General features: G+C 33.7%; 10 protein-coding genes. 6 read left to right on the forward strand and 4 right to left on the reverse strand.

The genetic code is table 11. The features are described from left to right. Positions 1–59: 59 nt before the first annotated feature. The 4 genes from H8R24_RS07300 to H8R24_RS07315 form a co-directional block, all read right to left on the reverse strand. On the reverse strand, positions 60–1,340 hold the full coding sequence (locus H8R24_RS07300; protein ID WP_187017845.1) for a sensor histidine kinase: 1,281 nt from the start codon (positions 1,338–1,340) through the stop codon (positions 60–62). Between the two features lie 151 nt (positions 1,341–1,491). After that, the gene (locus tag H8R24_RS07305) at positions 1,492–2,685 is read right to left on the reverse strand and encodes a multidrug effflux MFS transporter (protein WP_187017844.1); all 1,194 of its coding nucleotides are present in this window, start codon (positions 2,683–2,685) and stop codon (positions 1,492–1,494) included. A gap of 324 nt (positions 2,686–3,009) precedes the next feature. Next, positions 3,010–3,438, reverse strand: a complete 429-nt coding sequence (locus H8R24_RS07310) for an FKBP-type peptidyl-prolyl cis-trans isomerase (RefSeq protein WP_187017843.1) — start codon at positions 3,436–3,438, stop codon at positions 3,010–3,012. A gap of 272 nt (positions 3,439–3,710) precedes the next feature. Then, positions 3,711–4,448: an NUDIX hydrolase gene (locus tag H8R24_RS07315; protein WP_187017842.1), complete on the reverse strand. Its 738-nt coding sequence runs from the start codon at positions 4,446–4,448 to the stop codon at positions 3,711–3,713. A 239-nt stretch (positions 4,449–4,687) separates the two neighbouring features. Between H8R24_RS07315 and H8R24_RS07320 the strand changes: the two genes are divergently transcribed. From H8R24_RS07320 to H8R24_RS07345, 6 genes are all read left to right on the forward strand, one after another. Beyond that, entirely contained in the window at positions 4,688–6,184 is a 1,497-nt protein-coding gene (locus H8R24_RS07320; protein ID WP_187017841.1) for a mannitol dehydrogenase family protein, read from the forward strand. Between the two features lie 185 nt (positions 6,185–6,369). Next, complete coding sequence (locus H8R24_RS07325; RefSeq protein WP_187017840.1) at positions 6,370–6,531, forward strand: hypothetical protein; 162 nt, start codon at positions 6,370–6,372, stop codon at positions 6,529–6,531. A gap of 68 nt (positions 6,532–6,599) precedes the next feature. Continuing rightward, positions 6,600–7,649 carry a M29 family metallopeptidase gene (locus tag H8R24_RS07330; RefSeq protein ID WP_187017839.1) on the forward strand — a complete coding sequence of 350 codons (1,050 nt, stop codon included), beginning with the start codon at positions 6,600–6,602 and terminating at the stop codon, positions 7,647–7,649. A 31-nt stretch (positions 7,650–7,680) separates the two neighbouring features. Beyond that, a complete protein-coding gene (locus tag H8R24_RS07335) occupies positions 7,681–8,949 on the forward strand; it encodes a purine-cytosine permease family protein (RefSeq protein ID WP_187017838.1) in 1,269 nt (422 codons plus the stop codon). Continuing rightward, positions 8,949–10,388, forward strand: coding sequence for an aminoacyl-histidine dipeptidase (locus H8R24_RS07340; protein WP_187017837.1), 1,440 nt, complete (start codon positions 8,949–8,951; stop codon positions 10,386–10,388). The genes H8R24_RS07335 and H8R24_RS07340 overlap by 1 nt, the downstream gene beginning before the upstream one ends. A 9-nt stretch (positions 10,389–10,397) precedes the next feature. Then, a complete protein-coding gene (locus tag H8R24_RS07345) occupies positions 10,398–11,651 on the forward strand; it encodes a purine-cytosine permease family protein (RefSeq protein ID WP_187017836.1) in 1,254 nt (417 codons plus the stop codon). Positions 11,652–11,865 lie beyond the last annotated feature (214 nt).

The following is an 11,865-nucleotide window of genomic DNA, read 5'->3' on the forward strand; positions in this document are numbered from 1 at the left end:
ACCGTATTTATGCCCAATAAAAAGTATAAGTAAATAGTACATAAGTCGTGCGGCTTATTCTAACTTTTTATAAAAATATAGAAAGTAGTTCCAACACCTTTAGTGCTTTCTGCCCAAATTTTTCCTTTGTGCCTGTCTACAAAATCTTTACATAATATAAGGCCCAAGCCCATACCTTGATCTTGAATTACTTCTTTGGCAGTTGCGGTACTAGTGTTAGCAAACAAACTTCCTAGAGTAGAGGCACTCATGCCAGATCCATTATCTGCTATTTTCAAAGTGATCCCACTGCTTTCATAGTCGGCTGTAATACTAATTTCTCCTTCGTTACCAGTAAATTTAATGGCATTTGACACGATATTACGCACTACGGTTTCCATCATATTTTTATCAACTAGGATGAATTTACTAGCATCAATATCAGTGGTAATTTGAATTTCTTTGCTTTTAGCTACTTCTAATGGCATGGCCAATGCGTTATTGACTAGTTCTTTTAAATTAATTTGCTCTGGCGAAAAATGAATTTCATTTGTTTGCGAAAGCGACCATTCTAGTAAATTTTGTAAGAGATAGTAGGTTTGAGTCGATGTTTCGAAAATTGCATTGACAAACTCTTTCTTTTCAACTTCATCAAGTTCGTCATGGTTCTCTTTTAGCATTCTACTTAAACCTATAAGTGCATTGAAAGGCGAACGTAAATCATGAGAAATAATAGAAAACAATTTATTTTTGGAAGCATTTGCTTTACTTAATTCCTCATTTTTTTTATTCGAAAGTACTTGTTGTTCTTGGTAGTTTACCTTTATATAACTAATTGTTAAATATATAGTTAACATTAGAACTCCTAAGGTTAAGGCGGTGTCAAAAAAGCGAAAAGAACGCTCTTTATAATGTATGAGTACCATATCGGGATGATTGAATTCTAAGTACAACATTACATAAACAATTGAAAGCTGGAATAGCATCCAAAATAATAACTGCTTCCGCTCCATAATAGCAGCAAGAATCAAAAATGTTATTCCGAATACTAATATAATTGGTCCATCGATTCCGCAATTAAAAATGTAGCCAGCCACTAAGACTAGAGACATAAAGAAAACATAAATGCTAAAGGTAATCTTGGAGTGCCCGCTGTACCGTGAGAAATAGAATAAGATTAAAAGTAATACAAATACTACCATTAATACATACGCAAAAATATCCAAGCCAAGAATAAAATTGGCTGGAAAGCAAATTAAAAGCACCAATAAAGTAATCAAACACACGCCATGAAAGATTCTTTTCTCTAATGAGAATCCTTCTTTGGTTCCGATTAAATTATTCCATTTTTGTACAAACATCCTTACTATCTTGAATGATGCAATGTACAAAAAAAAGAAAACCTTGTATACAAATGTTACACTTTTTATTAATTGTTAACAAAGATATAGCTACTAAACACAAAGCTTTTGCTTGATAGGCATCAAAAAAGTAGAATTTTGACGTTTGTTGCTAGTATTTCACTTTAATCGTTCGCTTTCCTATTAGTAAAACTAACAATGCAACAAGGGTAGAAGTTGTCATAATAAGTACCATAGGAAGCACCGAATCTTTTAAAAATACACCTACAGCAAAAGAGGCAAACGCTCCAAGACCTAACTGAATAGCTCCCATTAAAGCCGAAGCACTTCCCGCATTCTTAGTAAAAGGAGCCAGTGTTAAACCTGCTGTATTGGGGTTTGAAATTCCTAAACAGGCTAAAAATATAAAAAGCATTCCGATAGTTTGATACAGTCCTAACATGTCATTAACAGCCAGTAGTACAAAAGTAACCACAATAGTTGATTGGGTTAACAAGGCTCCCATGATCATTTGCTCACTAGAAAACCAACGCAATAAAACAGAATTTAACTGACTTGCTAAAATAAAACTTAAAGACATAAAGGCAAAAATCCATCCGTATGTTTTAGGTTCTACTTTATAAATATCCATAAAAATTATAGGTGAGGCAGCAACATAAGTAAACAAGCCCGAAAAGGCAATAGAGCCCGTAAAGGCATAGGTATAAAATTGAGGTTCTTTTAAAACACTTGCAAAATTGAGCAAAATAGGTTTTGGCTTTAAAGATATAGTAGTATCTGGTGTATAGCTGCTAGGTAATCCAAAATAGGAAGCCAGCAAGATTACGATTCCTATTCCCATTAGGATTAAAAACACCATATGCCACCCATAAGCATCTGTCACGTAGCCGCCTACTGTGGGAGCAAGCATAGGTGACAAACCTACTACCAACATAAGTAACGAAAACACTTTTGGAATATCACGTACCGGAAATAAATCACGTACCATAGAAACGGATGCAACCGTCGCAGCACAACTCCCTACAGCTTGAATAAAACGCAATCCTATGAATGTATCAATATCACGTACAAAAGCACAACTTAAAGAAGCTAAAATGTAAACCAATAAACCTATAAATAAAGGTTTCTTTCGACCATAACGATCTAATAACGGACCGTACAATAATTGTCCTGCCGAGATTCCTATAAAATAACTGGATAAGGTCATTGCTACATTGGCTACTGTGGTGTTTAAATCCTTGGCTATACCAGCAAAACCTGGTAAATACATATCAATTGAAAACGGACCAAGAGCCGTAAGGGAACCTAAAATTAAGATTAATTTGAAATAACGAGCTTTAGTCATAAAGTACTTTAATTTTTGCGCAAAGGTAAAAAATTAATAAGCGACTAATGGTGCTTTTTGTATTATAAAAAGATGCCGTTTTTATCGGAATGAAAAGAATGGTATCGTATTTTCTAAGCTCGTTTAAAGTTTTTATTTACTGCAGTATCATTTATTTATTATCAACCTCTTTATCAGTGCTATTAGTACGATTTCAACATCTTTTATTTTTGACGAGCAACTTTAGTGGAAAGTTTTATAATTAAAAAAAATGTTATTATAAAAAAAAACCTGACAGTTATTAATTATAACTGTCAGGTTTTGCATTATTTTTAGTACCCTAACTTACGAAATAGCTACTACTTCTAGATCAAAAGTAAGTGCTTTACCAGCCAATGGATGATTCCCATCAAGGACTACTGATTCTTCTTTTACTTCAACTACTAATAAATTCATTTCTTGCCCTTCTGGAGTTCTTGAAACTAATCCCATCCCTACTTCAGGAGCCATTTCTTGAGGCAATTCGCTTCTAGGAACTTCGATCAGTAAATCAGCACGAGGATCACCATAAGCATCTTCAACTGCTATGTTTATTGTTTTTTTCTCATTTAATTTCATGTCAATTAGGCCTTTTTCAAAACCAGGAATCAAACGTCCTTGTCCTAAAGTAAATTCAATAGGCTCTTTTCCTTCTGAACTGTCAAATATTTGTCCGTCTGCTAATTTTCCTGTGTAATGTACTTTAACCGTGTTGTTCTCTTTAACTTGAGTCATAATTTATTTTTATTTTTTAAAGCTTTTTTATTAAAAAAAGGCCTTAGTTTAAACTTAATTACTCTTATTGTCTCCAAAACTAAGCCAAAAAGCAGTTTTTTTACAAAATTATCGTTTTTATACGACCAATTATAAATTTTCGATGATATCGCTATATAATGTTAAAAACAAAGCACTATTCTGTACTAAATCGGAAGATTTGTCAGGCTGTAATAAAATAGGCAAGTGTCTATTTATCTCAAAAGTAGTAAATCAATTTTTGCTTTTAATACTTACAACACCGTATTGACCAAGTATTCTTTCTCGGTAATTTTGTCGAATACATCTTTACTAAACATATACAACTTGGAAGGTTTTTTAGAATTTCCTACCTTACGTTTGTCTTCCAATGGAACGATATAAGGCTTGGTTAGTGTTTTCTTTCTAAAATTACGATTGTCCAATTCGATATTTAAAACAATTTCGAAAGCCGTTTGCAATTCATTTAAAGTGAATTTTGTAGGAACCAAATCAAACATGATAGGTTCACTCATTATTTTAGTTTTTAAATCTTCGTATGAATCATTAATAATCGCTTGATGATCAAAACCAACTTCAGGCAACGATTTTATAGGAAACCACTTAAAATCACTATCTGCGGCTATACTTATATTTTCGATAGGCAAGGTTAGATAATACACCACAGTAATTGTACGAGACTCACTTCCTTTACTACGCACCCACAGCAAATCCTTGTCGGTTTTTACCCTTTTATGACTTCCGTAGGTTCTAAACTGTTTTTTGTTTAAAAATTGTTGCTCTGTAATTCCTTTTAAAACTCGATCAACAGATTGTCCCAAATTATTACTCTTAAAAACATTAAGTCCGGGTAAGATCCAGTCGTCAATAATAGGAAAGTTATCATTATATAAGTTTAATGCTCGTTTATGTAACAAAACACTTAAATGGTCTGGACCTAGACCAAAAAGCACACAATCTACCGATAAGTTATTTATTTTTCTAAAATCCATATTTTTAATAGATGCTAACTTGCACTACACAAATATAAAGATTTTATATTGTAGACTACAATAGTACTCTTATTGTTTTTGTTCTAAAATCAATCATTAAATTACTTTATTGTTCTAAAAATTTATAATGAACAAATCCTATTCTTATTAAGGTAATATCATTCTATAATTCCAAAATAATTATGTATTTTTAAGGCTTCAATACGTTTTAAAATTAAAAGTACCGTTAGTTCACCATTATGGCAAAATCATACTATCTCAATGCCGAAAATTTAAGTTCGCTGCCTACAAATGTTGCTATTCCTTCCTATGATAGAGATCAAATCAATACTAGTATATTACATGTAGGAATAGGAAATTTTCACCGTTCCCACCAAGCGCACTACATTCATGAATTGATTGACAAACACAAAGAGCTTGATTTTGGGATCTGTGGTGTTGACTTATTAGAATCGGATCGAAAAATTTATAATATATTAAAAGATCAAGATGGTCTTTATACCTTATATACTAAGGAAGCAAATGGCGCTCATAAAGCAAAAATAATTGGATCAATTGTTGAATATTTTTATGGGCCGGAGAACCCACTAGCAGTTATTGAACGTATGGCAAGTCCTGAGATTAAGATTATATCTCTTACTATTGCCGAAGATGGGTATTTACTCCATGAGATCACAGGAGCCTTTGATATTAATCATCCTGCGGTTACAGAGGATATTAAAAATCCTTTTAGTCCTAAGACCGTTTTTGGCTATTTAACGCAGTCCTTCAAGTTAAGAAAATTGCGCAATTTACCTGGCTGCACAGTATTGTCCTGCGATAACATCAAGTCAAACGGGGACACTATGAAACAATCTTTACACAGTTATATCAGTAAAACCGAACCTGAGCTTTTAGATTGGGTTCTTGCAAATACTTCCTTTCCCAATACGATGGTCGATCGCATTACACCAATTACAAATGCCAATGATAGTAGTACATTAAAGCAAGATTTTGCTATTGATGATCAATGGCCCGTGATCTGTGAACCATTTTCACAATGGGTAATTGAAGATAAATTCATACACACTAGACCCAACTGGGACAAAGTAGGGGTACAGTATACCGATAATATAGCCCCATTTGAAAATTTAAAATTGCGATTACTGAATGCCAGCCACACCATACTTGGAATTCTAGGAACTTTACATGGTTACAAAACCGTTTATGAAGCAGCACAAGATGACGATTTTATGCAGTTTTTAAAATTGTTTATGAACAACGAAGTCACCCCTACTTTACATGATTCTGATCAAGAAAGCATTGAAAACTACAAAATAAGCTTGGTTGCGCGCTTTCAAAACCCATATATTAATGACCAATTGTTTCGTATTTGTCAAGAAAGTTCGGCAAAAATTCCTGTTTTCATTCTGCCTACAATCAAGTATCATTTGCAAAATGGTAAAAATTTAAAACAAGCTGCATTTATTATTGCTGCTTGGGCAAAATATAATGATGGGGTTGATGATAATGATAATCCGTATGAAATTATCGATACAATAAGCAATACATTGATTAGAACGGCGGCACTTTCGATTCAAAATCCAATGAAATTTATCGAAATTAAAGCTGTTTTTGGGGATTTAAGTGAAAATAAACTCTTTTGTAGTTACTATTTAAAGGCGCTTGAACTTTTACGCGCAAACAAAGTAAAATCTTGTATTCAAAAATGGAATCTAACGGAAGTAAATAGCTAAAATTAGATATTATGCTAAATAAAGAAAAGCTTCATAACATTAATTATGAAGCTTTTAACAACAAACAATTGTATTATTCCAAAACGAATTAATAATTAGACAATTGATTAACCTATTAAATTAATAATATCAATTTCTTCAATTTTAGGATTTGCACCTTCGCGACTAGCCACTAATGTGCTACTTTGGCTTGGAAAAAAGTAAGCTTGACTTTTTGGGGGAAAAACATCTTAAACAAGCAGTATTACAGCGAGTTTGTTCCTGGCTCTACATTTGGTGGATCGGATGATTTTGGTTGGAGAGGTCAACCTGCAACATACGGTACAACAGTTACAGTAAAATTTTAATAAAAAAACAACTATTCTTGACAATTTAAAGAGGGATTTATTCCCTCTTTTTCATAAAAAATAAAAAAATGACAACAAAATATTTTTCAGAAACCGAACAAGTTTCTCAAGTAATGATCCAAGAAATGTTTAAAGTACAACCTGGTGAAACGGTTGCAATCACAGGCGATAGTGGATCGAATAGAGAACTAGCTGATGCATTAGCAAAGGCAACTACCGAAGCTGGAGGGTTACCATTAGTAATCTGGATACCAAAAGCAAAACAAGATGGAGAGGCAGGTATGAAAGATTGGCCTTCTGAAGCTTTATCTGGAGCTTTGAAAAATGTTGACGTTTGGATCGAATTGAATTCTACAGTGCTATTATATTCTACTATTTGGGAAAGAGCCTTTAGTGAAAATAAGAAATTAAGATATTTAATACTTGCTGATAGTTCTATTGAATCATTAATAAGAACTTGTGTAGGTTTTGATATTAGTACATTAGAAAATTTCTTGGTGAAAGTGAAAGAAATGTCAATGCAAGCCAAAGTGATTAAAATCACCAGTGATAATGGTACTGATGTTACCTATGAAACCGATATGAATTACGTATTTGATATTGATAGCGGTGATTATTCAAAGCCAATTTTTGGAACAGCGCCTGGGTACGTAAATCTGGTACCTAAAACAGGTTCTATGAACGGTACAATTGTTTTTGATTTATTGCAAAATGTGGATGTCTATAATAATGATAATCATGTTGCTTTTAATATGAAAGATGGCGCTATTGATGATGTCGTAGGTGGTGCAGAAGCTGAAAAATTTAAAAATTTTCTTGCGTCTTTTGAAGATCCTAATATGTATAAAATATCACACAATATGTTTGGATTTAATCCAAATGTAAGACGTTTATGTGGCGAAATTGTAGAGGATGAACGCATTTGGGGTGGTGTAGATTTTGGATTTGGACATACAAGCCCAATGGATATGCCTCCTTTTGGACAACCAGCAAAATCACATTTTGATGGTGTTGTTGCTAAAGTGAGTATCTTTCTAGATGATATTCAAATTGTAAAAGATGGAGAAGTTTGCCATCCTGATTTAAAACCTTTAGCTTGCCAACTATTAGGTAATTAGTCCGTAATATTAAGTTAATAAGGAAAACCACATGCAACTACAAGAACAAGAGGATCATGATTATACTAGGACAAGAGTTCCTGAAAATAAAACAGTAAGTGGTTTTAAAATAGCTACTGTCCTCGCTAGTATTAGCCTTACATTACCCGTTTTTTACTTGGGTTCACAAGTGTCATTATCACTAGGATTAGCGAAAGCTTCCTCAGTTTTTATGGGGGTATCGTTTGTGCTCAGCTTACTTTGTATTGTTACTGGAATTATAGGGAATAGAGCCCGCTTATCAGCTTATATGTTACTGCATTACTCCTTTGGTAAAAAAGGAGTAATGGTAATTAATGCGTTGATTGCTATATCTTTATTAGGATGGTATGCAGTAACGCTCGAAGTGTTTGGCGTAGCTATAACTGACTCACTACAATCCATATTTAATGTTCATTTCCCCACTTGGGCAGCCATTATTATTGGAAGTGCTTTGATGACGTCAACCGCGGTATTTGGCTTTAAATCGGTGGAGCGTTTTTCAATTATTGTTATCCCAATCAAACTGATTTTTGTATTTTTTGTATTATATGTTACTACCCAACAAAGTAGTTTAACTACCATTCTATCAATACCTGGAAATGGGAGTATGTCTATGCGAGAATGCATATCTGCAATTATGGGTACCTCAATTTTAGCTCCTATTTTAATGCCTGATTGCACGCGTTTTGCTCGCAAAGACAAAGACAGTATTATTGCTGTTTTAGGTATCATAATCGGTTTTCCATTAGTATTATTTGCAGGTGGAATCCCTAGTTTAGTTACTGGAGAAGTTGATATTATGAAAATCATGACTGGAATTGGATTAACGATTCCGGCTTTAATCATCATAATATTCCTTGGTGCTTGGACAACTAATTCGGTTAATTTATACGATACACAACTTACCATTTCAACCTTATTTACAAAGACAAAAGCAATCAAACTTGGAATAATTGCAAGCGCTACGGGTACCGTTTTAGCTTTATTAGGTGTAACCACTTATTTCATTAGTTTCCTCGATTTCTCAAATATATTTTTCCCTCCAGTTTCAGCGATTTTTATTGCTCACTATGCATTTGTGAGTGATAGAAAGTTTGATATTGCAGACTTTGATAAATTGCCAAACTTTGATTACACAGCCATTTTTAGTTGGTTCATAGGTTCTATGGTCGCTTTATTAGCAAATTATCATTTTATAACCATCACCACGGTTTCGTTTTTTGACTCCTTCTTTGTTGGTTTTATAATTTACGTTTTACTTAAAAAATATTGGAAATAATGTCACAATTCATAACTGATCTAGAACCTAAAATCCTGTGGGAGAATTTTAATAATCTTAATGCAATTCCAAGAGCATCAACCAAAGAAGAAGAAGCAATTGCTTTTGTAAAAAACTTTGGAAAACAATTACAATTAGAAACCGTAGTTGATAAAACAGGTAATGTAATCATTAGAAAACCTGGAACTTTAGGGAAGGAAAACGATAAAACGGTAGTGCTACAAGGTCACTTGGATATGGTACATCAAAAACTGTCTGGATCTAGTTTTGACTTTGATACCCAAGGTATTGAAATGTATATCGATGGTGATTGGGTAAAAGCGAGAGAGACTACTTTGGGCGCTGACAACGGAATAGGTTCTGCAGCGATTATGGCTGTTTTAGCTTCAACAAACCTTGTACATCCACCTCTAGAAGCGCTATTTACGATTGACGAAGAAATGGGAATGACGGGAGCCATGGCATTGACAACGGAACAATTGAAAGGTGAAATATTGCTTAATCTCGATTCAGAGGAAGATGATGAGATTACCATTGGTTGCGCGGGTGGGGTAGACGTAGCCATCACAAGTTCTTATGAAACGGAGCTACTGGATAATTCTTTTCAGTTTTTCGAATTAAAAATTGCGGGCTTAACTGGCGGACATTCCGGAGTTGATATTCATCTAAATAGGGCAAATGCAATAAAAATACTTCCTGAATTACTACTAAATATTGAGGTAGAAATTCGAATAGCAACAATAGAAAGCGGAAGCCTAACGAATGTTATTCCAAGAGACAGTAGGGTAGTGCTGGCCGTTAAAAATACAGAAGCTGAGAAACTTGAAAAGCTTGTAAAAGAAAATTTCAGCCTACTTCAAAGCCATTATTCGAATACTGATCCTAAGCTGAATATTGAGCTTGTCAAAACCGAAGAAGTATATTCTGTGATGGCTAAAGCATTTCAATCAGATGTTTTAAAAAGTATAAAAGAGATTCCAAATGGGGTGTTTTCAATGACTGAAGGAATGTCAGATCTAGTACAGACTTCTAATAATATTTCGGTAATTAGTGTAAAACACGGCGCATTTAAAGTGCTATGCCATACTAGAAGTTCAGTAGATCAAGAGCGTGATTCCTTGGTTAAATTAATAGAAAATTGTTTTTTGTTTGCCAAAGTTTCACAAATTGGCCCGTATCCTGGATGGAAACCGCAACCAGATAGTTTGTTGCTAAAAAAAGCCATTGCTTGTTACACACAGATTAACAATGTAAAACCAGCAATTAAATCGATTCATGCCGGATTAGAATGCGGCATTTTATCCGAAACTTTTCCTCAAATGGAAATGATTTCATTTGGTCCCAATATTCTTGGTGCACACTCGCCAGATGAACGTTTACAAATAAGTTCAACACAAAAATTCTGGTTGTTTTTAACTCGATTATTAGAGGAAATATAAATCGTTTTTATGGAAGAAAATAATCAATACACCACTACAAAAGTGGAAGCCAAGGATTTTACATCAGGCTGGTTAGTAGCATTGATTATTGCTGGAACGGGGCTTACTTTACCTATTTTATATTTAGGCTCCGAATTGGCTTTAGCCGTTGGTTTTAAAAATGCTTTGTGGGCATTTGCAATTTCGACTTTAGTATTAACAGTTTTGTGTTTAACCACCACTTTAATAGGCAATCGATCAAGGTTGTCTACTTATATGATTTTGCATTTTAGTTTTGGTCGAAAAGGGGCCAAAATCATGAATTTTATTTTCGGAATCACTTTATTAGGATGGTTCTCGGTATCCTTAGAATTACTAGCAACAGCCATCAAAGACACTGCTTTTAAAACTTTCCAAATCAGTTTGATCGAATGGCCCATAATCGTTTTAATGGGGGCGTTAACAATCATAACAACGCTGTACGGAATAAAAAGCATCGAAAAACTGGCTAATTATGCCGTTCCAATCTTAACTCTTTTTTTAGGCTATGTGGTTTACAAATCAATGATTGGTACATCATTTCAAGAAATAGTTGAGTTCATGTCCCAAAAAACGGCAATGTCTTTGTTTGAAGCCACTTCAATATTAATAGGATCGTCTATACTTTTTCCGGTGTTAATGGCTGATTTCTCTAGATTTATCTATAACGATAAGCAAAGTTTAATTGCTGTACTTGGAATTACAATTGGGTTCCCTATTGCCTTGCTCTTTAGTGCCATTCCTTCGATTCAAACGGGTGAGGTTGATATTATCAAAATAATGGAGCGATTGGATTTGGTTTTACCTGCCTTCCTGCTTTTATTTGTATCGACTTGGGTTGGAAATACTTCCAATTTATACTCGACAACCTTAACTTTTTCAACAGTTAAAACAGGATGGACCTTTAGAAAAATGGCGATTTCGGCTGGTATTCTAGGAACTCTTGCCGCTTTAATAGGCGTTTCTACTTATTTATTTGAGTTTTTGAGTTTCCTGGGTGTTTTAGCGCCATCGATTTCAGCGATCTATATTATCAATTTCTTTTGGGTTAAGAAACAGGATTACAATCTAGACGAAATAACCGATTGGGAAGCCGAAGCTTTAATTGCATGGGTTTTAAGTTCAATTGTAACTGTTGGCACCTATTATAATTTTTTTCAGTTAACACATGCTTATTTTATTGATTCATTTCTTCTAGGTGCAATTATCTATTTGATTTTTAAATGGAAAGTAATATTTAAGTAGTTTTCGATACTCGCAAAAAACAAAAACAGGCTTTTATAGAAAAGCATTTATAAATATTGATGTTGTAGTGTTAGTATCGTTTATATTATAAATCAGTCTGATATTATTATGTCAAATAGAATGCGTTTGAAGTTCTCTAATTAGGGCTTGCTGAAAAAGTATTCTCAATTTTCATATAACTGGATTTAATTTCACCAAATAATCACTTTCATAA

This window comes from Flavobacterium muglaense (assembly GCF_014305155.1).
Lineage (GTDB): Bacteria > Bacteroidota > Bacteroidia > Flavobacteriales > Flavobacteriaceae > Flavobacterium > Flavobacterium muglaense.

What these genes read in the sequence shown, in the direction of transcription:
- H8R24_RS07335 (WP_187017838.1), top strand. Translation starts at nt 7,681, where the DNA reads ATGCAACTACAAGAACAAGAGGATCATGATTATACTAGGACAAGAGTT.
- H8R24_RS07315 (WP_187017842.1), bottom strand. Translation starts at nt 4,448, where the DNA reads ATGGATTTTAGAAAAATAAATAACTTATCGGTAGATTGTGTGCTTTTT.
- H8R24_RS07300 (WP_187017845.1), bottom strand. Translation starts at nt 1,340, where the DNA reads ATGTTTGTACAAAAATGGAATAATTTAATCGGAACCAAAGAAGGATTC.
- H8R24_RS07320 (WP_187017841.1), top strand. Translation starts at nt 4,688, where the DNA reads ATGGCAAAATCATACTATCTCAATGCCGAAAATTTAAGTTCGCTGCCT.
- H8R24_RS07330 (WP_187017839.1), top strand. Translation starts at nt 6,600, where the DNA reads ATGACAACAAAATATTTTTCAGAAACCGAACAAGTTTCTCAAGTAATG.
- H8R24_RS07305 (WP_187017844.1), bottom strand. Translation starts at nt 2,685, where the DNA reads ATGACTAAAGCTCGTTATTTCAAATTAATCTTAATTTTAGGTTCCCTT.
- H8R24_RS07310 (WP_187017843.1), bottom strand. Translation starts at nt 3,438, where the DNA reads ATGACTCAAGTTAAAGAGAACAACACGGTTAAAGTACATTACACAGGA.
- H8R24_RS07345 (WP_187017836.1), top strand. Translation starts at nt 10,398, where the DNA reads ATGGAAGAAAATAATCAATACACCACTACAAAAGTGGAAGCCAAGGAT.
- H8R24_RS07340 (WP_187017837.1), top strand. Translation starts at nt 8,949, where the DNA reads ATGTCACAATTCATAACTGATCTAGAACCTAAAATCCTGTGGGAGAAT.